The organism is Micromonospora sp. NPDC047738, from assembly GCF_040642675.1.
Classification (GTDB): domain Bacteria; phylum Actinomycetota; class Actinomycetes; order Mycobacteriales; family Micromonosporaceae; genus Micromonospora.
The window spans coordinates 12,857-35,221 of the sequence record NZ_JBEYSO010000050.1 but is presented as its reverse complement, the minus strand read 5'-3'; the positions used below and the strand labels follow the sequence as shown (position 1 = coordinate 35,221).

Sequence of the window (22,365 nt, the reverse complement as noted above, 5' to 3'; positions counted from 1 at the left end):
TGCAGCGACACGTTGGACCCTTTCCACCCGGTCGATCCAACAATCATGCCAACAGGTGCATCCGAACGTTTTCGCCATTCCCCAACGGAGTCCTTTAGGGCGGAGAGATCGTCAATGCCCGTGTCTGCTGGCCCGGTCGACGCCCTTGTGCACCCGCACCGTCCGGTCGACGAGTTCACGCAACGCGCTCTCGTCGACGTCGTCGAGCCGTTTGAGATAGAGGCATCCCTTTCCGGTCTTGTGCGGGCCGAGCCGGGCGAGCACCGAGGCATGCCGTTCCTCGAACCCGCCCACCAGGTAGACGACGAGCTGCTGCTTGCGCGGCGAGAAACCCACCAGCGGCCAGTCGCCCGTGCGTCCGCTATCGTAGGTGTAGCGGTAGCTGCCGAAGCCGACGATGCTCGGGCCCCACATCACCGCGGGCTCGCCGGTCACTTCGCGCAGCAACGTGCAGAGGCGTTCGGCGTCGGCCCGCCGGCGTTCGTCGGGGACCGCGGCCAGGAAGTCATCGACGCTGGCGTCGGTCGGGACGGTCACCGGCTGCTTCGATGTCGCCATGCCGGTCATGCTGCCACGAGAGTGCGACACCGAGCTCGCGATGGATGTCGACGCCCAGCCCCCGGTCGCCGGGCGGGCGAGCGTACCCAGTGGATCGGTCAGCAGTTCCGAGAAGCCGAGTTCGGCGGCACCAGCCAGGGTCGCGTCGTCGCCGAGCGCCGAGGTGTGCAGCCGTACCCGCTCCCTGGCGACCGGCAGCACGTTGGCCGCGATGCGGGCGCGGACCGGGTCGGCCGCGCCCGGATACACGTCGCGCAGCATCCCGCCGAAGATCACGATGCCGGGGTTGAACAGGTTGATCAGGTTCGCCACCCCGATGCCGAGCCAGTCGCCGACGCGGTGCAGCGCGTCACGGGCCACCGGGTCGCCGTGGCCGGCGTCGTCGACCACCGCGCGCAGGGCGTCGCGGCCGAACAGTTCGGCGGGCCGTCCGGCGGCGTCGAGCAGGGCCCGTTCGCCGACCTCCGCCTCCAGGCAGCCGCGCGAGCCGCAGCCGCAGGGCCGCCCGTCGTACGGGTTGACCACCATGTGCCCGAGTTCGCAGCCGTATCCGCCCTCACCGTCCAGCAACTTGCCACCGACGATGATCCCGCCGCCCACGCCGACGTCGCCGTGCAGGTAGATCAGGTTCCGGAAGCCGACGCCCGCCCCGCGCTGCTGCTCGGCCAGCGCGCCGAGGTGGGCCTCGTTGCCCACGGACACCGGCAGGCCGAGGCCCAGCCGGCGGCCGAGTTCGGTGCCGAACGCCTGGTCCACCCAGCCCATGTCGGGTCCGAAGCGGACCAGGCCGTCGCCTGGCCGGATCATCCCGCAGTACGACGCGCTGACCCCGACGCACACCGAGGCCGGCGGTGCCGCCTCGTGCAGTTGCCGACCGAACCAGGCGAGGACCTCGACCACCCGGTCGAGATCGGCTCCGGCACGCGGACGGGGCGCCCGCCGGCGGTCCAGGATGACGCCGCCCAGTCCGACCCGGGCGGCGACGAGCCAGTCCACGGCGACGTCGAACGCCAGCACGTACACCCGGGTGGACTCCGGGCTAACCACCAGGGACGGCCGGCCCGCCCGCCCGGTGTCGGTCGGCGGCTCCTCACGGACCAGACCGGCGGCGGTGAGTTCCGCGGTCAGCGCCATGATCGTGCTGCGGTTCAGCCCCATCCGCTCACCCAGCGCCGCACGGGAGAGCGAACCGCCCAGGTGAACGTGTCGCAGCAGGGTGCCGAGGTTACGTCGGCGGATCTCGTCCTGGACCAACCCGACCTCCGGCGGTGTTGCGGCGTCGCGGGTCCATTATCCCGGCGGCCGGTGTGCGGGAGGCACCCCTTCGCCGAGCGGTAGCACCACAGGATCAGCCGACAAGGCGAGTTGTCTTGACAAGAAAAATTGTCGGTGGGAGAGTGGGGTCATGTTCGACATCGCAGTGATCGAGGACCCGGCGGCGGCCGAGGCGTCGCTGGACCCCATGCGGGCCCGGCTGCTGGCCGCGCTCGCCGAGCCGGCCTCGGCGACGATGCTCGCCGCCCGGGTCGGCCTGCCTCGCCAAAAGGTCAACTACCATCTCCGCGCGCTCGAGCAGCACGGCCTGATCGAGTTGGTGGAGGAGCGCCGCAAGGGCAACGTCACCGAACGGGTCATGCAGGCCACCGCGGCGTCGTACGTGATCTCGCCGGCGGCCCTCGCGGCCGTGCGGCCCAACCCGTCCGACGCGCCGGACCGGCTGTCCGCGCGGTGGCTGCTCGCGGTCGCTGCCCGGCTCGTGCAGGACGTCGGCGCGCTCATCACCGGCGCGGACCGGGCGAAGAAGCGGGTGGCGACGTTCGCCATCGACGCCACCGTCCGGTTCGCCTCCGCCCGCGACCGGGCCGCCTTCGCCGAGGAACTGGCCGCCACGGTGAGCGCCCTGGTCAGCAGGTACCACGACGAGAACGCCCCCGGCGGCCGCGAGCACCGCGTAGTGCTCGCCCTGCACCCCAGCGTCAACCCCACGACCGGCAACGAATCCGAGGAGTCCTGACATGACCACCACGACCAGCCCGATCATTGCCCGGACCCGCCCGACCAGCCGTACCGTCGGTGGCACGTCCCGCCGCCGCCAGCGCGCCCTGGGGGTGGCCGCCGCGGTAGCCGCGAACAGCCTGCTCTACCTGGTCGGCCGCGCGGCCGGCGTGGACTTCACGCTCACCGACCCCGGCGCCACCCAGGCACACCCGCTGATCCTGCCGGAGATCGCCGTGTTCAGCCTGGTCTTCGGGCTGCTCGGCTGGGGTGCCCTCACGCTGCTCGAACGGTTCACCCGGCACGCCCGGGCGGTCTGGAGCGGGCTGGCCGGGACGGTGCTGGCGGCGTCGTTCGTCCCGGTCTTCATCGAGCAGGCCACGGGGGACACCCGGCTGATGCTCTGCGTGCTGCACGTCGTGGTGGCCGTGGCGCTGCTGCCGATGCTCCGCCACCAGGCCGGCGCGGCCGCCCGCTGACCCGCCCCGGACCACCACCTTCCGGCCCCAGCCGAGGCGGCGGCCACCAGCAAACGACTCGACAGAACTCTCGACGACACCGATCACCGGAAAGGCTCCGCATCATGGGACACCACTTCGAACTGCAGAAGGACATCGAACTGGCCGCCACCCCCGAGCAGGTGTGGGACGCGATCGCCACCGGGCCGGGCCTCGACTCCTGGTTCATGGGCCGCAACGAGGTGGAGCCGCGCGAGGGCGGTCGCAGCAGCCTCACCATGGCCGGCCACACCGACGAGGCGACCGTCACCGCATGGGAGCCGGGGAAGCGGTTCGCCATCCGCGCCGAGTCCGGCCCGGACGGCGCCTTCAACGCCATCGAGTACCTGATCGAGGGCCGCGACCAGGGCGCCACGGTGCTGCGGCTGGTCCAGAGCGGCGTCCTCGGCGACAACTGGGAGACCGAGTACGAGGCGATGCAGGCCGGCTGGGAGATGTACCTGGGCACGTTGGCCGTTTACCTCACCCACTTCCCCGGCCGGGCCGGCGCCCCGGTCGCCGCGTTCCGCCCCGGGGCCGGCACCCCGGACCAGGCTTTCGCGGCGGTGGCCGGCGCGTTCGGCATCAGCGGCCCGATCACCGAGGGGCAGCGGGCCCGACTGACCGTCGCCGGCCTGCCGCCGATCGACGGGGTCGTCGACCTCGCCGGCCTGCCGACCTACTTCGGCGTTCGCACCAGTGACGCGCTCTACCGGTTCCTGCACTCCGGCACCGAGCGTGGCAACGTCCTGGTCCTCGGCCACCACATCTTCGCCGCCGACCAGGACCCGGCCCGGGTCGAGCAGGCCTGGCAGAGTTGGGTGAACGAACTCCCCATCGGCTGACCGGTCGACCGCAGCCCGTCGACCGCGACGACCGGAAACGGCCGCTCCCACGCCGGGAGCGGCCGTCCCCGCCGGACGCCTCACGAAGGACGGCCAGCCCCGCCGGGCATCCACTCTGACGGGATGCGTCGGCACGGGCCGACAGAACGAGTCATCGACATCGGGTCACCGTCTCCATAGACTCCGGTCTCTCTGCTACCACAAGTCCAGGGAGGACCACGTGCCGAGCGAAACCCGACCGCACGCCATCCCGCAGTTGCTGTCCCGCCTCGCGGGCGTGGCGGTGGTGTCCGCCGCGCTGGTCGCCGCCGGTGGCGCCACCGCGACCGCGGCACCGGCAGCCGCGCCGGCGCCCACGAAAGGCCCGTGCGCGTACACGCCCACGCCGGACGAACCGGCGGCCCGGCCGGTGGCGCTGCCGCCGGACCCCCGGCACACGCCCGACCGCGGCACCGTCCGGATCACCCTGCGGACCAGCCAGGGCCCGATCGGGCTGACCCTCGACCGTGAACAGGCCCCGTGCACCGTGCAGAGCTTCCTGCACCTGGCCCGGCACAAGTTCTACGACCGGACGCCGTGTCACCGGCTCACCGCGTACCCGACGCTGAAGGTGCTGCAGTGCGGCGACCCGTCCGGCACCGGCGAGGGCGGTCCCGGCTACCGGTACGCCGACGAACTGCCCACCAACCTGCCGCCGGCGCCGACCGACCCGACCGGGGTCCGGCGGCTCTACGCCCGGGGCACCCTGGCGATGGCCAACGCCGGCCCGGACACCAACGGCAGCCAGTTCTTCCTGGTGCAGTCCGACTCGGCGCTGCGGCCCAACTACACCGTCTTCGGCACGGTGGACGAGGCCGGCCTGGCGACCCTGGACCGGATCGCGGCCGGCGGGATCGCCGTCACGCCGGAGGACCCGGCACCGGTCGACGGCGCGCCGGCCCTGCCGGTGGAGATCGGCCGGGCCACCCGGGGCCGCTGAAACCCCAAGCGGCGGCCTCGCCGCGCCGAGTAGGCGTGACGGGGCCGCCGGTGGGTAACCGGGACGTCAGTGATGTCGTTCGATGGAGGGGCGCTCGGTCCGTGGCCGTGCGTGGTATCAGGGCTCGTCGTTGAGCGTGGTGATGGCTCGGACGGGTGACAGGATCAGCCACAGGGCGGCGGAGACGCCGGCAAGGCCGGCGAGGACGAGGGTGGGACGCAGTCCGATGGTGGTGCCCAGCCAGCCGCCGATCAGCGCACCCAGGGGGCGGATGCCGTAGTTGATGGTGCTGTACGCGCCGGCCGTCCGCCCCCGGGCGTCGTCGGGCGTGACCTTGGTGATCAGGGCGTTGAGGTTGATGTCCATGAGCATGACGCCGACCGAGGAGACGAACTCGACCGCGGCGAGCAACGCGATCTTCGCCCAGGTCGGGCCGCTGCCCAGCGCCAGCAGTGCCAGCGGCGCCGGGAAGAGCGCGGTGCCGATGATGGCGGTGCGGCCGACGCCGATCGCTCGGGTCACCCGCGGGGCCAGGGCCGCGCCGGCCAGGCCGCCGAGGGCGCCGGCACCCATGCCCAGTCCGATGGCGCCCGCCGACAGGCCCAGCTCGCGGCTGGCGTAGAGCACCAGCAGCGCCGACGCGATGAAGGTGAAGAAGTTGACGGTGGTGGTGGCGCCGAGGGCGGCGCGCAGCACGCGGTGTCGCAGCAGCAGCGCCAGCCCGTCCCGGATCAGCGCGCGGGTCGACGAGCGGTTCGGTGCCGGCGGTGCCTCGCCGGCCGGGATGCGCCGGATCAGCAGGGCGGATCCCAGGAACGACAGGGCGTCGGCGGCGAGCGCGACGGGTGCGGTCAGGAGTTGGATGAGCGTGCCGCCGAGGGCGGGACCGGCGACGAACGATCCGGCTCGACTCAGACTGAGTTTGCTGTTGGCGTCGATGTAGGCCGCGCTCGGCACGAGCGTGACGAAGAACGACGGGTAGGCCATGCTGAACAGCACCGCGCCGGCTCCGCTGAGCACCGCGACGAGGAACATCTGGGTCAGGCTGACCATGTCGAGCAGGTAGGCGACGGGCAGGCTGAACAGCACGGCCGCGCGGGCCAGGTCCGCGATGATCAGCAGCCGCCGTTTGTGCGTACGCCGGTCGACCCAGGCGCCGACGAACATGCCGAACAGGTACGGCAGCCAGATCAGGGCGGTGAGCAGGCCGACCTGGCCGGGGGTCGCGGCCAGCATGGTGACCGCGATGAGCGGGAGGGCGAGTTCGGTGATCCGGTCACCGAACTGCGAGATCGTCTGGGCCAGCCAGAACGCCCGGAAGTGTCGCCCGGTCCGGACCGTGCCGGCCGGGGCGGCGGTGACGGCGCTCATGCCTCGGTCTGCTCGTCGCCGTCGGGCTCCGGCAGGACGTACTGCAGCAGCCGTACGCCCCGAGCCCCGGCCGGCGCCTCGGCCTCCGGGCGCTGCACGTATCTGGCGATGAGGGCTTCGACGTCGTCTTTGAGCTGCTGCATCTCCTCGGCGGTGAGCATGATCCGGGTGTTGGCCAGGCCCGCGGCCCGCCGCCACCCGGTGTCCAGCCGCGGCTCGTCGTGCAGCAGCCACTGCTGCGGCAGCTCGGCGCTCTGGGCGAACATCTCGCCCTGGAGTTGGCGTGCCGCGTTCTGCCCGTCGGCGTCGTCGGGCAGGTTGAACCGGAACCCCTTGGCCGCCGCCTGCCACCAGCGCTCGCGCCGGTTGGTGGCACCGTCCCAGTCGGTCACCAGCCCGAACGAGGCCAGGTGGCGCAGGTGCCAGCTGACCACCGAGGGGGTGGCGTCCACGTGCGGCGACAGTTGGGTCGCGGTGGCCGGGCCATGGCGTTGGAGATGGCCGAGGACGGCCAGCCGCACCGGATGCGCGAGGGCCCGCAGCGCCTGCGGGTCGGTGATCTCGAAGTCCCCGTACGGATTTTTGAGAGACATGTTTCGAAAGTAGTCTCTCACGTCGCCGCTGGCAACGATGAGATTTCACTTCGAGGTCTGGACCGGGTCCGGTCAGTGCTTCTTCTTCGCCGGCTCGTCGCGGTGGCCGACGATGTGCGGCGACGCGGCCAGCAGGTACACCGCGAGTGTCATCACGATCAGGCCGATGGCCTCCACGGAGATCGCCCCCGGGGTCAGCCGCAGGGTCCCACCGAGCACGCCGATGCCGACCGCGATACCGGCGAGCGGCTCGGCCGCGGCGAGCGGTGGATAGGCGACGGACAGCGGGGCGAGGTCGTACGCGCTCTGCGCGAGCAGCGTGCCCAGCAGTCCGATCAGCACCACCGCGTACGGTTGCCAGCTGGTCAGCAGCGCCAGCAGTCCCTGGGTGAACAGTCGGTGCGAGGCCGACTGGGTCAGCGCGGACTGGAGCCCGAACAGCATGCCCGCCCCGATCGCCAGCATCGGCGCTTCCTGGTTGGGGCGCAGCCGGCGCGCGATGCGGACGAGTGCCCAGGTCAGCGCGCCGATGGCGGCCGCCGCCACCGCCCAGTCCCAGGCTGGCACGCCCTCCGGGTTGCCTGGTCCGGGACTGCCCGCCACCAGGAAGGCGACCATGCCGACGGTGACCGCGGACGCCACCGCCCAGTCCCGCCGCCGCAGCGGGCGCCGGGTCCACAGCGCCGCGACCGACAGGGCGAACAGCAGGCGCAGTACCAGGACGGGCTGCACCAGCACGACCGAGCCTTGGCCGAGGGCGAGACCGCTGAGCGCGCCGCCCATCAGGGTCGCGGCGAGACCCAGCAGCCACAGGCGCTGTCGGGCGAGATGCCACAGCAGTGCCACGTGCAGCGCCAGGCCGTCCGGGGCCTGGAAGGCGACCCGCTGCTGGATGACCGAACCGGTCCCGAGCAGCAGGGCGGCGCCGAGCGCAAGGATGAAGACCACCGAAGGGCGTACCCCTTCTTCTCCCTCCGATGCGCCGGCTCCGGCCGGCGCCGAGCAGGTGACCCTCGTCCGCGGCTGCCGGCGGATGAACCGGAACGAATGGGTGAGGAATCGTCTCACCTATTCCTCGGACGCCGGAAAGGCGACGAGCGGCTGCCGGCCGCCCGACTAATGGACTTCGGTGAGGATTTCGTAGATACCGGCCACCCGCAGTTGCTTTTGTACAAAAGCGCTGAGTTCACGTACGACCAACGTCGTGCCGAGTTGCTGGGCGGCCCGATGAGCGGAAAGAAGAGTCGTCAAGCCGGTGGAGTCGAGGAACGTCACATGCAGCATGTCGACCACCAGCTTGGGCGGACGTCGTCGGTTGACCTCGTTCACGACAGCGGCCAGGAGTTCGGCGGAGGTGGAGACATCGATTTCGCCGCGGACATGGAGCAGCGTTGTGCCGTCCGCCGCGAAAGACGTACTGATGGTGAAGTTACTCACGAGTCCCGTGTTCTTCCATGCGTCGATTCCCTCGTGGCTCGCCGTTGTTCCAGCACCATATGCTGCTGCCTGCCCACTCAGAGATTGTCCTCGGACAAGGAACCTGAGCGGGGCTTTTTGCCAGCCACCCTGGCTATGCCGCCGAGGCGGCCCGATACGGGCAGATCGCCGGGCTGAGCGGGCGGTGGCCGACCCGCCACCGACCCGGGCCGCGCCACATCGGGTACGCGGTGCTGCCGTCGGGGAGCCGGAACGACTCGTGGGCGACGTAGCCGTGCCGCGCGTACAGGTCTCGCTCGGCGATCGTGGTCGCCTCCGCGTAGGCGGGGAGCAGGGTCTGGCCCATCCGCGCGTTGCTCGTGGTGAGCAGTGCGTTGGCCCGCCTGATCCGGTGCGGGTTCGGCGCGACCGTGAAGAACGCCAGGTGGTTGTGGGGATTGGCGGGCCGGTGGGTGGCCAGGACGTCGTCGAGGTGGAGGAACCGGTCCAGGTAGTCGCCGCAGGCGACGGCGAGCCGCTCGCCGTACTCGGTCGGCGGTGGGACGGGACCGTATCGGTGCAGCCATACCGCGGCGGCGGAGTGGCCGGGCAGGAGGTACGCCTCGCCGCAGAGGAGAGCGTGCTCGATCCAGAGGCGGATGGCGGCGGTGAGCACGTCACGTCGGTGGCGTTCGTCGGGTACCAGCCACGCGCCGACGGTGCTGCCGGCGAAGGGGTCGACGACGAGCGCGACGATGTCGGGGATGTCCTGCCAACGGGCGCGGCAGACGGGCAGTGTGCGGTGCACGAAGTTCTCCTGGTTGCAGATGGTCGTGGACGGCCGAGCGGTCCCGGTTGCGAGCGGACCAAGGCAGCGGCAGTTGGGCTTCAGCGGCAGCGGTGCCGGCCGCTGTGCCCGTGCGGGAACTAGTGATCGACCAGGAATCCGGGTGAGCGCAGGCACGAGCGCACCAGGCGCAATTACCCGCTCACCCCCGGCCTCACCGCGCCGTCTCCGCCCGCGGCAGCGGCCCGGGATGCTCAGGCGGGTCTGGGGTCCGGCCGGTACGAGCGGTCCGCGAGCGGGTCGCACCCCCCGACACACAGGCCGAGTAGGTGCAGGTCCGGGGCCCAGGAGGGCCGGCACGCGTCGGCCGGGAGGCTGATCCCGGCGTGGGCGGAGCCGCTGGCGGCGGTGCGGGCGGGAGCGGCAGGCGTCGCGCCGGGAGTGTGGCCGGGGTGGCCCGGCCATCGCACCCGCGTCAGCGCGGCGGCATCCGGTGGCTCCGCGCCGCGGCCCGCGGGCGGTGCCCAGCGGGGCGGTGCCGGGGGTGCCGGATAGCTGGCGGCCACCGGTGGCGCCGGGCGGGCGAGCGCGGTGGGCGCGGCGACCACCGGCGCGCGGGCGGCCACGGCCGGCGGCGCGGCCACGACCGGGTCGGTGGGCGTGGCGGGTGGGCCGATGATCGGCTGTGTCAGGTCGAGCACCGGGTCCAGGGCCGGTGGCAGCACGTCCACGATCGGCTCGACCAGCGGCCGGAGCACACTGCCGACCGGTTTCAGCAGCCCTGCCTCGGCGACTTCCGCAACGACGGGCGAGGCGAGGTCCACGACCCGACCGGTCACCGAAGTGGTCGCTTCGACGACGGTGTCCGCGCTCGCGCGGACGGGGGCGTGCGGCGCGGGCCGTGCCGGTGCCGGCACCCGCGCGGGCGGGGCATCCGCCGGAACTCGCGCCGGTGGCTGGCGCCTGTTCACCGCCGGGGCGCCGCCCCCGACGGCGGATGCTTCACCCCCACGGTGCGAACCGGGCGCGGAGTGCGGCGTGCAGCTCAGGAGACCGCCGAGGATCCGGTCGGCGCCGTCGAGCGCGTCCCCGAGGAGGCAGGACCGAGTCGGCGCGGCAGCCTGAGCCGGGTCATCCGCGACCGTGTCGGACAGGCCCCAGACGGCGAGAACGCCGCCGAGCAGGAGGATGCCACGCAGCGTCCACCTGGTCAGTCGGCCTTGACACCGCGCCAACGGGCACCTCCGGAGGGAGCACCTCTGCTCACACCACGACCCCCGATTGTGCCCGGCGTGACCGTCCGGGCACCCTCCGACACACGGGCTGGCTGATTGCCGTCGCGGTTTCCGGGTACGCAGGCGGGTCTTGACGAGTCGAGGGAGGCCCGATGAGTGACACCGTCGGAGGCCGTGCTGGCGGGCCCGCGGGGCGGAGCGCCCCGGTCGAGCGCCTGGCGGCGGACGTGGCCGACGTGGTCCGGGAGGAGGTGCGGGCGGTGCGGGCGCAGCTGACCGACGCCGCCCGGCCGGCGGGTGTCGGCTTCCTGCTGCTGGCCGCCGCCGGCGGGTGCGTGGTGCTGGGGATCGGGGCAGCCTCGACGACCACGCTGCGGATGCTGGAGGCGATGCTGCCGCGGCGGATGGCGGCGGCGGGACTGACGGCCGGCTACCTCGCGGCAGCCGTGTTCCTCGGCGGCCTGGGCCTGCAGCGGCTGCGGACCGCGGGCGGCAGCTCCGCACGCCTGGCCGACCAGGTCGGAAACGCCGTGTCGAGCACCGCTGGTCGGGTCATGCCCGCCGGCACCTCCGCAGCCCGCGACGGCTGGGAGCGATGACACGAGCGGCGCCGTGCCGGCCGGAACCGGCCGCGGGCAGCAGCGCCGGGCAGGGAACCGCAGGGGAGGGAACAGCCATGGGAGACAAGCACGAGCAGGCGGAACAGATGCGGCCCGAGGTGCCGTCGACCGTCGCCCGCTCCGACGACAAGGCGGTACGCACCTACAAGAAGACCCTGGAGTCGGCCGAGGAGACCTACGGCGACGGGGAGCGGGCGCACCGGACCGCGTACGCGTCGCTGAAGCACACCCACGAGAAGGTCGGCGACCACTGGGAGCCGAAGGAGCACCGGGGGCCGTCGGACCCGCAGGCGGCGCTGGGCACACCGGAGTCGGCGCAACGGCGGCGGCCCACCGCGCAGGGCGTGGACGTCAACGCCAGCAAGGGCCACCTCGACGAGGTGGCCCGGAAGGTGGGCATCGAGGACCCGCAGAACCTGAACAAGGACGACCTGGTCCGGGCGATCGAGAAGGCGAACGCGCGGGCCACCGCCCGGGCCCGCAAACGCTGAGCCGGACCGGACCCGGCAGGGCGGTGCGGGTACGCGTGGCGGCCGGCCGAGCTACAGCCGCAACCGGCTGGCGCGCTGGTACGTGTCGGCGGGATCCTCGCCCTCGGTGAGGTCGACGTCCTCGACGACCCGTCCGTCGTTGAGGCGGATCAGCCGGTCGCAGCGGGCAGCGATGGCCCGCTCGTGGGTGGCGAGCAGGATCGTCATGCCGTGCCGGTCGCGCAGGTCGAGCAGCAGGTCGAGGATCTGTGCACCAGTCGTCGAGTCCAGGTTTCCGGTCGGTTCGTCCGCGAGCAGCAGCCGGGGCGCACCCATCAGGGCCCGGGCGATCGCCACCCGCTGTTGCTGACCGCCGGAGAGCTGGGCGGGCAGCGCCCGTTCCCGGCCGGCCAGCCCCACCGCCGCCAGGAGCTCCCGGGCCCGGGTCGGGTGGTCGCCGCGTCCCCGTCGAGGTAGCACCGGCGCGATCACGTTGTCCAGCACGGTGAGCGCTGGCAGCAGGTGGTAGCGCTGGAAGACGAAACCGACCCGCTGCCGGTAGCGGGCCAGGGCGGCCCGGCGCAGCGCGGTGACCTCGACGTCGTCCACCGTCACGGACCCCCGGTCGGCCTGCTCGATCGCGCCGATCATGTGCAGCAGGGTGGACTTGCCGGAGCCGCTCGGCCCGGTCAGCGCCACGACCGAGCCCGGTGCGATCTCCAGCGACACGTCGTCGATGGCGGTGAGCCGCTCGGCGCCGGTGCGGAACTGCCGGACCAGTCCCGATGCCCGGACCGCGCTGCCGGGGGTCGCGTCCATGGTCACTCCTCTGCGAGTAGTCGTGCGGTGGGGAGGCGGTGCAGCAGCGCGGCCGGGACGAGCGCGGCGAGGCAGGTGACCAGCATCCCGGCCAGTGCCACGGCGGCCGTCACCAGCAGCAGCGCCGGGGGCAGCTCGCCGACCAGCCAGGCCGCCCCGCCCAGGCCCAGGCCCGCGCCGGTGAGCGCGCCGAGCGCGCCGAGGAGCAGTCCCTCGTAGCCGATCAGGCGGCGCAGCGCGGCGTCGGTCCAGCCGGTCGCCCGCAGCGTCGCCAGTTCGGCGGCGCGGTCGCGGATGTTCAGGTAGAGCACGTCGGCGACCGCGGCCGCCCCCAGCAGGACCGTCGCCACCGCCGCCATGGCGTCCGCGCCGCGCACGCTCAGCGACACGGTGTCGCCGAGCAGGCTGCCGACGATGGCGCCGCGGAAGGCGTACGCGGCGGCGGCGACCACGGTCAGCGCGGCCACCCCGATGGCCAGCGCGCCCGCGCCGAGCAGGGTGCGACCGGGGGCACGGACCAGGTTCACCAGGGCCAGGCCGGGCAGCGAGCGGGGGCGGCGTACCCAGCGGGCGGCGGCCACCGGCGGGCGCAGCGCGGCCGCCGGGTGGGCCCGGGCGGCCCGCAGCGCCGGTGCCAGGCCCGCGACCAGCGCCAGCAGCAGGGCCACCGGTACGGCGAGCAGCGCTCGCCGCCAGTCGAGGGCGATGTCCAGCGCGGCGCCGAGCGGGAACGCCAGGCCGACCGAGAGCAGCCCGGCGGCCAGCCCCAGCGCGGTGACCTCACCGAGGATCAGCGCCCCGATCCGGCGCGCCGGCCAGCCGAGGCAGGCGAGCACCGCCAGCTCGGGGCGGCGGTCCCGGACGGCGGCGGAGACCGCGTTGCCGAGGAACAGCACGCAGACCACGAGCACCAGCACGAAGAGCGCGGCGCTCTTGCGGTCCACCGCCTTGACGATCGCGGAGGCCACCCCGAGCGCGGACCAGTTCTCGGTCAGCCGCAGCTCCGGCCGGCCGAACGCGCCGGCGGGCAGCTCCACGGTCTGCGGAGCCGGCGACGAACCGAGGGTGATGTCCACGTCCAGACCGGTCTCGGTGGCGATCCGTTCGGCGATCAGCCGGACCCGCTCAGCCGAGCGCTCGCTGTAGCCGTGCACGTCGGCGACCCGGACCCGGATCGCGCTGATCGGGGCGGTGCGCTGCGGGCTGGTGCCGTTCGCCAGCAGACCGGGCACGCTGGCCAGGGTGGTCAGCAGCAGCGGCGGGGCGGACAGGTAGCCTGCCGGGTTGCCGCTCGGCTCCAGCGGTTGCCCGCCCAGCGCGGCCCGGCTTCGGTCGTCGGCGCCCTGCGCCGCCGGCGGCTCGTACGTCTCCAGCGGCACCTTGCCCAGGTCGCTGAAGCCGGTCAGCTTCTCCGGGTCGAAGAGGCCGACCGCGTGCCACTGTCGGGCGTCCTGGCCGCCGGGGCCGAGCCGCAAGGAGATCAGTGGTCGGAAGCTGGTGTCCTCCGTGAGCCAGGGCCGGGGCAGCGGGATCAGGGTCCCCTCACCGTTGTAGACGTCCGGACCCGGCGCGGTGGTGTTCACCCGTAGCGTGCCGTCGGGCTGTTGGTCGTACGTGGCCTGGCCGGCCTGCACGACGACCTGCAGTTGGCCCCAGCAGCAGGTGTCGGCGCTCAGCCCGTCGGCAAGCTGAGCTCGGTACGCGCTCAGCGCGTCCTGCTCGGTGCCGCCGGCTGCCACGGCCGGGGCCCCGCGCAGTGCCGCCGTCAGGTCTTGCGGCGGAATCTCGGCGAGGCTGCGACCGGGCCGCAACCGGGTGTACGTGGCCCGGATCGCGCCGTCGACGAAGGGTCGGCTGGTGGCGAGCACCGACACGCGGCGGCTGATGAGCCCGCCTCCCTGGTTGGTCACGACGGTGGTGTCGGTGGCGGCGAGGGGACGCCCGGTCACCACGGTGTCGGTGAGTCCGACCAGGCGCTGCTCGGCGTCCGGGTCGACCGCGGCGAGCAGGAACGGCACGGTGAGCCGCAGCGTGATCGTCAGACGGGTGGCGGAACTTGACGCGGGCGCGTCCGGTCCGTTGCCCGCTGTCGACTGCTCGAAGCGCCCGTTCGGCAGCAGTCGGAACGTGTTGACCTCCCAGGTCTGCCGTTCGGTGAGGGCGGTCAGCTGGTTGCCCTGTTCGACCCGGAGATCGCAGACCGGCTCGGTACGCCCACCGTCGAGGACCTCCCGGGGCGTCAGGCCGCAGTCCTGGGTGTCGTACGTCCGCCCGTCGGTGTATCGCACCGCGTCGGGGTAGTACTGGTCGCCGATGACCGGATAGTGCAGCCCGTGCTTCGTCACGTACACGTAGGTCGGTGCGGCGGTGGCGTGGGTGAGCCCTCGCTCGGCGAGGAAGGCCCGGTCGATCCGGATGACCTGGCGGTCCAGCGACCGGTCGACCGCGTCGGTCAGGTCGATCGGCATCTCGATCGGCGTGGTCGAGTAGCCGAGCATCGCGATCGGGGCGGCCACGTCCACCCCGTCGACGGCTTTGACCTGGTCGTACTGTGCGGTGGTGATGCCACCGAAGAGGCCGGAGAGGTAGTTGGGGCGGACCAGCCCGCGTTCGGCCTCCAGGGCGGTGCGCGTCCCCTTTGGACGGACCAGGATGTCGTACGCGGCCCGGGTGTCCCGCTCGACGGCGCCGGTCACCGCCAGGCGGGAGGTGGTGGTGGCGCCGGTGAGGACGACGAAACCGGTGGTGGCCACCAGTACGCCGACCAGCAGCGCCGCCGACCGTCCCGCACGGCCGCGCAGCTGCCTCCAGACGAAGTTGAGCATGTCGCGCCTCCCCGTGTGCTGCCCCACACTCTGCGCGATACATTGTGACAATGCAAGACCCCTACGGGCCGGACACGTCCAGCCCGGATTGGAGGAGACGGTGGCGATCCAGCACGCGGTCCTGGCCCTGCTCGCCCGGGGCCCCAGCTACGGCTACGAGCTGAAGAGCGCCTTCGAGGCGGCTGTCGGCCCACAGTGGGGGCCGCTCAACATCGGCCACCTCTACCAGATCCTCGACCGGCTCTCCCGCGACGAGCTGGTGGTCGCCGAGCGGCAGCCCCAGCCGGTCAAACCCGACCGGGTCGTCTATGAGATCACCCCGGCCGGCCGCGCCGAGCTGGACCGGTGGCTCGCCGAGCCCAGCCCCCGCAGCGGCGGATTCCGGGACGACTTCTTCCTCAAGGTCACCGCCGCCGCCCGCTCTGGCGCCGAGGCAACCGTCCGGACCGTGCTCGGCAACCAGCGCGGCCACCTCATGCGCGAGCTGCGCAACCTCGACGGGCTGCGCCGCCGGACCGACGACCCGGTGGTCCGGCTGCTGCTCTCGGCCGCCACCCGGCACGTCGAGGCCGATCTCGCCTTCGTCGACGACGCCGAAGCGGCGCTGCTCGCCGACGGTGGCGCGCTGCTCGCCACCCTGGCCGCCGACCGCACCGGGACGGCACCGGACGCCGCCGGCGAGGCCCGCGCCGCCGGCTGAGCTGGTCAGGCGAGGCGTTCGATCGTGGCGGGAAGCAGGCCGTGGCCGCGCGCCACGCCGATGAGCTGGCGGAGCACCCAGGGCAGCGCGTCGCCACCGGCCGGCTCGGCGGTCACGTCGAGGCACCAGGCGATGCCGCCGCCGACGCGCCGCAGGTCCCAGCGGACGTTCGTGTCGTTGACCCGGAGCCGCCCGGTGCCGACCACGCCGGGCCGCGCCCCGTCCGGATCGTCCAGCCGGAGCAGCGCGCCCAGCCGGGCCAACCGGCGGTCGTCCAGCTCACCGGCGAAGAGGATCCGGTGGACGTCCGGGCCGTCGCTCAGGCGTAGCGGCGCACCGGTGGCCAGCGGAACGTCGTCGCGGAAGTGGCCGCGCAGCTCCTCCTCGGCGGGCAGGTCGCCGCCGCCGAGCCGGTGGTAGGTCGCCTCGGCGGTGGCCCGGTCGACCGCCGCCAGGCGGGCGCGCAGCCGCGGGTCGGTGCGGACCGCCCGGGCGTACGCGGCCGAACTCCACCAGCCGCCGTCGGTCGGCGTCCACCCGGCACTGCGCAGCCGTGCCGCGGCCAGGTCGTCGGCCAGGACGAACTCCTCGACCAGCAGCCCCGTCACCTCGGCGTGGTCCGCCTCGGCCCGCAGCAGGTAGTAGTCGAGCAGGGTGCCGCCGGCGTGCCGGATGGCGGTTTCGGTGGTCATTCCGGGACCGTATCCGCTGCCGCAGCGGATCGTGGGCAGGACACGACGTCGCAGCGGCGTCGTTGCCGGGTCGCCCGGGCCTCCGCCCGGGTCGGCGATCTGGTGGTGTCGGCGGCGGCGCGACACCGCCACCTCGGCGACCCGGCACCAGAGGTCAGCGGGCCACCGCCACGGCCGTGACGACCAGGCCGCGGGCGACCAGATACCGGCCGCGCAGCTCGGTCAGCTCCGGCCCGCCATCGGTACGCCTGCCGTCCACCAGCAGCCGCGCGGTGAACGTCCCGGCGGCGGGGTCGACCGACAGTTCGGCGTCCTCGAAGCCGAGCCAGCGCCCGGTCAGCGGGTACCAAGCCTTGTAGACCGACTCCTTGGCGCTGAACAGCAATCGGTCCCAGTGCACGCCCGGGTCGGCGTCGGCGAGGCGGCCCAGCAGGTCCGGCTCACCGGCGACGGTCACCAGTGCGCCCACGCCGTCCGGCAGCCGACCGTGCGGTTCCGCGTCGATGCCGAGGCTGGCCAGCTCGGTGATCCGGCCGACCGCCGCGGCCCGGTAGCCGGCGCAGTGGGTGATGCTGCCGACCACGCCCGCCGGCCACACCGGTTCCCGCCGTGGGCCGGAGCGGATCGGGGCCGGGGCGTACCCGAGGCGGGCGAGGGCCTCCCGGGCGCACCGGCGGGCGGTGACGAACTCGCGTCGGCGGGTCTCCACCGCCCTCGCGACGAGATCCTCCTCGCCCGGGTACGGGGACTCACCGGGAAGATCCGAGAACGCCTCGACGGGTACGGCAGCCGGCGGCAGCAGTGCCTCGATCACGCCGCACCGCCCAGGATCCGCCGCATCGGTCGCGGCTCACCACCGCGCCGGGTCCACTCGCGCGGGTAGCCCAGCGACACCTCCTCGAAACGCACCCCGTCGTAGTGCGTGGTGCGCGGGATGTGCAGGTGCCCGTAGACCGCGACCACGGCCCGGTGGCGGACGTGCCAGTCAGCGGTCCGGTCGGTGCCGCACCACTGCGCGAACTCCGGGTACCACAGGACCTCGGTGGGTTCGCGGACCAGCGGCCAGTGGCTGACCAGCACCGTCGGCAGCGCCGGGTCGACGGCGGCCAGCCGCCGCTCGGTCTCGGCGAGCCGGGCCCAGCACCAGGACTCGCGGTCCGGGTACGGGTCGGGGTGCAGCAGCAGCTCGTCGGTGCAGACCACCCCGGCGTCGTACGCGCGCTGCAGCGACGCCTCCTTCGACGTGGTGCCGGGCGCCCGGAACGAGTAGTCGTACAACTGGAACAGCGGCGCGACGGTGACCGGCCCGCCGTCGCCGCGCCACACCGGATAGTCGTCCTCCGGGGTCAGCACGCCGAGGTCGCGGCACATCCGGACCAGCGCGTCATACCGGTCCCGGCCGCGCAGCTGCACCGGGTCGGCCGGGTGCGTCCAGAGCTCGTGGTTGCCCGGCACCCAGATCACCCTGTCGAACCGGTCGCGGAGCTGGCGCAACGTCCGCTCCACGTGCCCGAACAGCTCGGCGACATCGCCGGCCACGATGAGCCAGTCGTCCGTCGACTCCGGTCGCAGGCCGTCCACGATGCGGCGGTTCTCGGCGTACGACACATGGAGGTCACTGACCGCCAACAGCGAACCCGTCACCCGGTCGATCTTGCCATTGTCGGCCGGTGCGGGACAGATGCGCTTGTGCGGCATCCGCCGGAGAACGATGATGGGCCGCATCGGTGTCGCGACCCCGGCGGCGAGCAGGGCCGTACGGGCTGAAACGTCGACTCTTCACGGAAGGGACGACGGCTTGCACCCGATGCTGCGTCGACTCGACGACCTCGCCGCTCACCTCGCCACCCGGCCGGACACCGTGGCGCTGCTCGGCCTCGGCTCGGCCGGCGCCGAGCACGACCGGCTGGACGATCACTCCGACCTGGACTTCTTCCTCGTCGTCGCGGACGGCGCGGTGCCCCGCTACGTCGAGTCGATCGACTGGCTGGCCGCGCCCGGCCCGGTGGCGTACAGCTTCGCCAACGAACGCAACGGCCGCAAGGCGCGCTACGCCGACGGAATCTTCGTCGAGTACGCGGTCTTCACCGTGGACGAGTTGCGGCGCCTGCCGTTCACCGGCGCCCGGGTGGTGTGGCAGCGGCCCGACGCGCCCGCCGGGCTGGCCGAGTGCGGGCCACCGGCGCGCCCCGCCACGCCGTACGACACGGTCGAGTTCCACCTCAACGAGGCGCTCACCAACCTCTACGTCGGCCTGCACCGCGAGCTGCGCGGGGAACGGCTCACCGCGGCGCGGTTCATCCAGTCGTACGCGGTGGACCGGGTGCTCGCCCTGCTGCGGCTCACCGCCTCGGCGGCGGCGCACCGGCGGGACCCGTTCGACCCGAGCCGCCGGGTGGAGCGGGCGTACCCGCCGGAGGTGCTGCCGCTGGCCGAGATGGTGCCCGGCTACCGGGGCAACCGGGAGGCGGCCCGGGTGACGCTGGGCTGGCTGGAGCAGCGGTTCCCGGTCGACCCGGTGATCGCCGCCGCCGTCCGGGCCCTCCTCGACGAATGACGGGCGACTGCGGCGGCCAGCCCGGCGCAGGCGACGAAGGCCGGCCTGCGGGGCTCAGCCGGTGAGCAGGTCGGCGAAGTGGTCGGTGGCGCGCAGCAGTTCCCGGGCGATCGCCGGTTCCGCCGCGGAGTGGCCGCCGTCGGGCACGATCCGCAGTTCGGCCTCCGGCCAGCGCCGCGCAAGGTCGTACGCCGACACCGGTGGGCAGCAGAGGTCGTAGCGGCCGTTGATGATGACGGCGGGAAGGTGGCGGATCCGGTCCACCCCGTCAAGGAGTTGCGTCTCGCTGGTGAAGAAGCCGCCGTGCAGCGCGTAGTGGGAGAGGATCCGCGCGATCGGCAGCGCGTGCTCGTCGGCGGTGAAGTGGGCGAGCAGGCCCGGGTCGGGGCGCAGCGCGGAGTTCACCGCCTCCCACCGCCCCCAGGCGACGGCGCACGCGCGGGCCTCGGCGTCGTCGGGCCCGTGCAGCCGCCGGTGGTACGCGCCCAGCAGGTCGTCCCGCTCCGCTTCCGGGATCGGGGCGATGAACCGGTCCCACTCGTCCGGCTGGAGGTGGCGCAGCCCGCCCTGGTAGAACCAGTTCCGCTCGCTGCGCCGCAGCAGCAGGACGCCACGCAGGATCAGGCCGGTGACCCGGTCCGGGTGGCTCTGCGCGTACGCCAGGCCGAGGGTGACCCCCCACGAGCCGCCGAACACCAGCCAGGAGTCGATCCCGAGCCGCTCGCGGATCACCTCGATGTCGTCGACCAGGTGCCAGGTGGTGTTGGCGCGCAGCCCACCCAGCGGGGTGCTCCGGCCCGCGCCGCGCTGGTCGAACAGCACGGCCCGGTAGCGGTCCGGGTCGAAGAACCGCCGCGCCGCCGGGACGAGACCACCGCCGGGCCCGCCGTGCAGGAACACCACGGGTACGCCGTCCGGCCGGCCCACCTCCTCCACGTACAGCTCGTGGCCGTCACCGACGGCGATCCGGTGGGTGGCGTACGGCTCGATCGGCGGGTAGAGGCGGGGCTCGGTGGTCATGCCGAACCATCCTGCCCGTTCGCGGGCCGCCGGTGGGGGCGGCCGGCGTCAGCAGGCGATGTTGCTGCCGAGGTTGTCGAGGAGGGCGTCCGCCACCCAGCCGGACACGCCGGTCGTGGTGTCCTTCAGGTAGGTCCAGGTGTAGGTCGTGTGCCCGTTGGCGGTGACCTTGTCGCCGTTGGTGAAGCACCAGAAGTCGACGTTGTGGGTGTACTGCCCGTACCCCAGGGAGGCGCAGCTGGTGTGCGGGCCGGAGCGGATGTTGACGTTGCTGGCGTTGAAGAGCTGGCCGCCCGCGGTGTCGACGTTGGTGCGGGAGTGGCTGCAGGATGCGCCGGCCGGCGCCGCCGCGCTGATGACGGCGACGCCGGAGCAGGCGGTCGCCAGCGCGACGGCCGTCGCGACGGAGGAAAACTTCCGCACGTTGATCAACCCCTCGAAGTCGGAGCAGCACGCAAAGTGATCCGAATATTTGCATGCTTCAAGATGCAGATCAAGAGTTCGCCGGGCCGCCGTTCCGGCGGCGGACCTGCTGAGCGCCCCCACCTACTCGACGTGGACCGCCTCGCCTGGGCGTGGTGCGATGCCGGGCGGCCGGACGACCTGCCTCGACACCGGACGGAGCCGGCGCCGGGCCGGCCGGATCCTGACCGGCACCCGGGCCGGGCACCGGTCAGGACGGCCGGCTCAGGCGTTGGCCGAGATCCCCACGTCGGGGCCCGCCGCCGGCTCCTCGGCGGCCCGCACGGCCGACTCCGCCTCGGGGGCGGTGCGTTGCGCCGGTGGACGCACCGCGAACGCGTCGAACGTGGGGCCGTTCAGCGGCGCGCGCGAGGCGTTCGCGTCACCGGTCGGCAGTTCCGGGCCCTCGGGGCGCTCCGCCGCCGGACGGTCGGCCGCGTCGTGGCCCGCGCCGTCGCCGAGAGGGCGGGGAGCGACCTGCGGATACTCGGCGGTTGCCGCGCCGCCCGCAGCGGCCGCCATGACCGCCGCGGCGGCCAGGTCGGCCACCCGCTTCGCCTCGCGCTGCACCCGGGCCCGGGTCTCCTTGGCGTGCTGCTCGGCGAGGTCCGCCGCCCGCCGCGCCTCGTCGAGCCGCTTGGTCTCGGCCGCCAGGTCCCGGCGTACCTCGACCAGGCGCTCCTCCAGCGCGGCCCCCTCCTGCTCGACCGTGGCGATCTCCTGGCGGGTCCGTTCCAGCCGCTGGCCGACGGTACCCAACTCGGCCTGGAGCTGCGTGAGGGTCTCCTGCCGCTGCTGGATCTCCTGCTGCACCGTGGAGAGCTGCTCCTGGTGCGCCGCGGTCTCCTCGTCGGCCCGCTCGCGGACCTCGGTGGCGTACTGCTGGGCCTCGGCGACCAGCGCGGCGATGTCCCGTTCGGCGGCGCTGGCCCGGTCGGCCAGCTCCTGCTCGGCGGCGGCCCGCCGCTCGTCCAGCTCACGGGCCATGGTGGCCTGCCACTGGGCCAGCTCCTGCTGGGCCTTGCTCCGGGTGGCCTGAACCTCCTGCTGGATCTGCGTGCGGGCCGCCTTCACCAAGGCCTCCGAGGCGGAGCGGGCCTGGTCGACCTGCTGCGCGCTCTGCTCGGCGATCCGCTTCGCCTCCTGCTGCGCCCGCTCGTGGGCGGCCTGCCCCTCGACGCGCAGCTTCTCGGCCATCTCCCGGATCGCGGTGAGCTCCGCCTGCGCGGCGGCGCGCTGCTCCTCGTGCGCGTTCTCCTGCTCGGCGCGGCGCGCCGACAGCTCGTCCTCCAGCTCCCGCAGTTGGCGGACAGCCTCCTCCTGCGCCGAGGCCAGTACCTTCTCGGCCTGCTCCTGCAGGTCGGCGGCGCGCCTGGTCGCGGTTTCGGTGATCTGGGCGGACTGCCGCTCGGCCAGGTCGAGGATCTGCTCGACCATCGGACCGAGGTCCCGGAAGGACGCCCGGTCCACCTCGGCCGGTCGCTGCCGCAGCTCCGCCGCCTCGGCCTGGGTCCGCTGCACCTGCGTGGTCAGCTCCCGCACCTGCGCGTACGCCCGGTCCCGACCGGCCGCCAATGCGGACAGTTCGGCTTCCATCTGCTCGACGTACCGGTCCACCTGGCGTTTGTCGTAGCCGCGCAGCGCCGGGTCGAACCTCGGCCGTGCGGACACGTCGTCGTGGGATGCGAACGGTTCCTCGCCGTTGGACATTGCGCCATCCTCCGTCAGGTTCGCCAGCGTCGGGCCGGCGGACGACCGCCCCGCAAGGGCATGATGAGGCGCAACGGTACCGTCGCCGGTGCGCGGGTCCTGCCCCACCCCGGTCCTCGGCCGGGCGCCGTGCGCGTCCAGCCGGTCGTGCACCAGGTCGACCCGGTGCCGTCGTCGACCGGAGTGAACCGGCCGGAGCGGTCCGCTGGGCCCG

At 73.4% G+C, this 22,365-nt stretch carries 22 protein-coding genes and 2 pseudogenes; 8 read left to right on the top strand and 16 right to left on the bottom strand.

What is annotated here, in order from left to right:
• Positions 1–111 precede the first annotated feature (111 nt).
• Positions 112–465: pseudogene (locus ABZ783_RS35595) on the bottom strand (DUF1801 domain-containing protein); the annotation flags it as partial.
• A 180-nt stretch (positions 466–645) separates the two neighbouring features.
• Positions 646–1,812 (bottom strand): annotated as a pseudogene (locus tag ABZ783_RS35590) (ROK family transcriptional regulator); the annotation flags it as partial.
• 151 nt (positions 1,813–1,963) lie between these two features.
• Here ABZ783_RS35590 and ABZ783_RS35585 point away from each other — a divergent pair.
• From ABZ783_RS35585 to ABZ783_RS35570, 4 genes are all read left to right on the top strand, one after another.
• Complete coding sequence (locus ABZ783_RS35585; protein ID WP_357446970.1) at positions 1,964–2,572, top strand: helix-turn-helix domain-containing protein; 609 nt, start codon at positions 1,964–1,966, stop codon at positions 2,570–2,572.
• A gap of 1 nt (position 2,573) precedes the next feature.
• On the top strand, positions 2,574–3,032 hold the full coding sequence (locus ABZ783_RS35580) for a DUF6069 family protein (RefSeq protein WP_357446968.1): 459 nt from the start codon (positions 2,574–2,576) through the stop codon (positions 3,030–3,032).
• Positions 3,033–3,136: 104 nt separating this feature from the next.
• Positions 3,137–3,895: an SRPBCC domain-containing protein gene (locus ABZ783_RS35575; RefSeq protein WP_357446965.1), complete on the top strand. Its 759-nt coding sequence runs from the start codon at positions 3,137–3,139 to the stop codon at positions 3,893–3,895.
• Positions 3,896–4,115: 220 nt separating this feature from the next.
• On the top strand, positions 4,116–4,874 hold the full coding sequence (locus ABZ783_RS35570; RefSeq protein ID WP_357446962.1) for a peptidylprolyl isomerase: 759 nt from the start codon (positions 4,116–4,118) through the stop codon (positions 4,872–4,874).
• 117 nt (positions 4,875–4,991) lie between these two features.
• Here the strand turns inward: ABZ783_RS35570 and ABZ783_RS35565 are convergent, their stop codons facing one another.
• From ABZ783_RS35565 to ABZ783_RS35540, 6 genes are all read right to left on the bottom strand, one after another.
• On the bottom strand, positions 4,992–6,245 hold the full coding sequence (locus ABZ783_RS35565; protein ID WP_357446959.1) for an MFS transporter: 1,254 nt from the start codon (positions 6,243–6,245) through the stop codon (positions 4,992–4,994).
• A complete protein-coding gene (locus tag ABZ783_RS35560) occupies positions 6,242–6,838 on the bottom strand; it encodes a helix-turn-helix domain-containing protein (protein ID WP_357446956.1) in 597 nt (198 codons plus the stop codon). Before ABZ783_RS35560 ends, ABZ783_RS35565 begins: the two co-directional genes overlap by 4 nt.
• A 72-nt stretch (positions 6,839–6,910) precedes the next feature.
• Positions 6,911–7,786: a DMT family transporter gene (locus tag ABZ783_RS35555; protein WP_357446953.1), complete on the bottom strand. Its 876-nt coding sequence runs from the start codon at positions 7,784–7,786 to the stop codon at positions 6,911–6,913.
• 168 nt (positions 7,787–7,954) lie between these two features.
• A complete protein-coding gene (locus ABZ783_RS35550; RefSeq protein WP_357446949.1) occupies positions 7,955–8,275 on the bottom strand; it encodes an STAS domain-containing protein in 321 nt (106 codons plus the stop codon).
• A gap of 133 nt (positions 8,276–8,408) precedes the next feature.
• Positions 8,409–9,062, bottom strand: a complete 654-nt coding sequence (locus ABZ783_RS35545) for a hypothetical protein (RefSeq protein WP_357446946.1) — start codon at positions 9,060–9,062, stop codon at positions 8,409–8,411.
• 233 nt (positions 9,063–9,295) lie between these two features.
• Complete coding sequence (locus tag ABZ783_RS35540; RefSeq protein ID WP_357446943.1) at positions 9,296–9,880, bottom strand: hypothetical protein; 585 nt, start codon at positions 9,878–9,880, stop codon at positions 9,296–9,298.
• A 548-nt stretch (positions 9,881–10,428) separates the two neighbouring features.
• Here ABZ783_RS35540 and ABZ783_RS35535 point away from each other — a divergent pair.
• Positions 10,429–10,875 (top strand): phage holin family protein, encoded by a 447-nt coding sequence (locus ABZ783_RS35535; protein ID WP_357446940.1) that lies wholly within the window; start codon positions 10,429–10,431, stop codon positions 10,873–10,875.
• A 77-nt stretch (positions 10,876–10,952) separates the two neighbouring features.
• Positions 10,953–11,387 (top strand): ChaB family protein, encoded by a 435-nt coding sequence (locus ABZ783_RS35530; protein ID WP_357446937.1) that lies wholly within the window; start codon positions 10,953–10,955, stop codon positions 11,385–11,387.
• A gap of 51 nt (positions 11,388–11,438) precedes the next feature.
• Here ABZ783_RS35530 and ABZ783_RS35525 read toward each other — a convergent pair whose 3' ends face one another.
• Both ABZ783_RS35525 and ABZ783_RS35520 read right to left on the bottom strand, forming a co-directional pair.
• Positions 11,439–12,185, bottom strand: a complete 747-nt coding sequence (locus ABZ783_RS35525) for an ABC transporter ATP-binding protein (protein WP_357446933.1) — start codon at positions 12,183–12,185, stop codon at positions 11,439–11,441.
• Positions 12,186–12,187: 2 nt separating this feature from the next.
• Positions 12,188–15,010 (bottom strand): FtsX-like permease family protein, encoded by a 2,823-nt coding sequence (locus tag ABZ783_RS35520; protein WP_357446929.1) that lies wholly within the window; start codon positions 15,008–15,010, stop codon positions 12,188–12,190.
• A 100-nt stretch (positions 15,011–15,110) separates the two neighbouring features.
• Between ABZ783_RS35520 and ABZ783_RS35515 the strand changes: the two genes are divergently transcribed.
• Positions 15,111–15,710, top strand: coding sequence for a PadR family transcriptional regulator (locus tag ABZ783_RS35515; protein WP_357446926.1), 600 nt, complete (start codon positions 15,111–15,113; stop codon positions 15,708–15,710).
• A 5-nt stretch (positions 15,711–15,715) separates the two neighbouring features.
• Here the strand turns inward: ABZ783_RS35515 and ABZ783_RS35510 are convergent, their stop codons facing one another.
• The 3 genes from ABZ783_RS35510 to ABZ783_RS35500 all read right to left on the bottom strand — a co-directional run bounded on the left by ABZ783_RS35510 (position 15,716) and on the right by ABZ783_RS35500 (position 18,100).
• The gene (locus tag ABZ783_RS35510; protein WP_357446923.1) at positions 15,716–16,402 is read right to left on the bottom strand and encodes a hypothetical protein; all 687 of its coding nucleotides are present in this window, start codon (positions 16,400–16,402) and stop codon (positions 15,716–15,718) included.
• Positions 16,403–16,556: 154 nt separating this feature from the next.
• Positions 16,557–17,216: a 4'-phosphopantetheinyl transferase superfamily protein gene (locus tag ABZ783_RS35505; RefSeq protein ID WP_357446920.1), complete on the bottom strand. Its 660-nt coding sequence runs from the start codon at positions 17,214–17,216 to the stop codon at positions 16,557–16,559.
• Entirely contained in the window at positions 17,213–18,100 is an 888-nt protein-coding gene (locus tag ABZ783_RS35500) for a metallophosphoesterase (protein WP_357446917.1), read from the bottom strand. Before ABZ783_RS35500 ends, ABZ783_RS35505 begins: the two co-directional genes overlap by 4 nt.
• 100 nt (positions 18,101–18,200) lie before the next feature.
• Here ABZ783_RS35500 and ABZ783_RS35495 point away from each other — a divergent pair, with 100 nt between their 5' ends.
• The gene (locus ABZ783_RS35495; RefSeq protein WP_357446914.1) at positions 18,201–18,959 is read left to right on the top strand and encodes a hypothetical protein; all 759 of its coding nucleotides are present in this window, start codon (positions 18,201–18,203) and stop codon (positions 18,957–18,959) included.
• 54 nt (positions 18,960–19,013) lie between these two features.
• Here ABZ783_RS35495 and pip read toward each other — a convergent pair whose 3' ends face one another.
• From pip to ABZ783_RS35480, 3 genes are all read right to left on the bottom strand, one after another.
• A complete protein-coding gene (gene pip, locus ABZ783_RS35490) occupies positions 19,014–19,979 on the bottom strand; it encodes a prolyl aminopeptidase (protein WP_357446911.1) in 966 nt (321 codons plus the stop codon).
• Between the two features lie 48 nt (positions 19,980–20,027).
• A complete protein-coding gene (locus ABZ783_RS35485; protein WP_357446907.1) occupies positions 20,028–20,402 on the bottom strand; it encodes a hypothetical protein in 375 nt (124 codons plus the stop codon).
• 264 nt (positions 20,403–20,666) lie between these two features.
• Positions 20,667–22,151: a hypothetical protein gene (locus ABZ783_RS35480; protein ID WP_357446904.1), complete on the bottom strand. Its 1,485-nt coding sequence runs from the start codon at positions 22,149–22,151 to the stop codon at positions 20,667–20,669.
• Between the last annotated feature and the right edge of the window lie 214 nt (positions 22,152–22,365).

Coding starts and splice junctions, on each gene's coding strand:
- ABZ783_RS35500 (WP_357446917.1), bottom strand. CDS start 18,100: ATGCCGCACAAGCGCATCTGTCCCGCACCGGCCGACAATGGCAAGATC.
- ABZ783_RS35530 (WP_357446937.1), top strand. CDS start 10,953: ATGGGAGACAAGCACGAGCAGGCGGAACAGATGCGGCCCGAGGTGCCG.
- pip (WP_357446911.1), bottom strand. CDS start 19,979: ATGACCACCGAGCCCCGCCTCTACCCGCCGATCGAGCCGTACGCCACC.
- ABZ783_RS35560 (WP_357446956.1), bottom strand. CDS start 6,838: ATGTCTCTCAAAAATCCGTACGGGGACTTCGAGATCACCGACCCGCAG.
- ABZ783_RS35525 (WP_357446933.1), bottom strand. CDS start 12,185: ATGGACGCGACCCCCGGCAGCGCGGTCCGGGCATCGGGACTGGTCCGG.
- ABZ783_RS35535 (WP_357446940.1), top strand. CDS start 10,429: ATGAGTGACACCGTCGGAGGCCGTGCTGGCGGGCCCGCGGGGCGGAGC.
- ABZ783_RS35575 (WP_357446965.1), top strand. CDS start 3,137: ATGGGACACCACTTCGAACTGCAGAAGGACATCGAACTGGCCGCCACC.
- ABZ783_RS35510 (WP_357446923.1), bottom strand. CDS start 16,402: ATGACCACCGAAACCGCCATCCGGCACGCCGGCGGCACCCTGCTCGAC.
- ABZ783_RS35585 (WP_357446970.1), top strand. CDS start 1,964: ATGTTCGACATCGCAGTGATCGAGGACCCGGCGGCGGCCGAGGCGTCG.
- ABZ783_RS35520 (WP_357446929.1), bottom strand. CDS start 15,010: ATGCTCAACTTCGTCTGGAGGCAGCTGCGCGGCCGTGCGGGACGGTCG.
- ABZ783_RS35580 (WP_357446968.1), top strand. CDS start 2,574: ATGACCACCACGACCAGCCCGATCATTGCCCGGACCCGCCCGACCAGC.
- ABZ783_RS35565 (WP_357446959.1), bottom strand. CDS start 6,245: ATGAGCGCCGTCACCGCCGCCCCGGCCGGCACGGTCCGGACCGGGCGA.
- ABZ783_RS35480 (WP_357446904.1), bottom strand. CDS start 22,151: ATGTCCAACGGCGAGGAACCGTTCGCATCCCACGACGACGTGTCCGCA.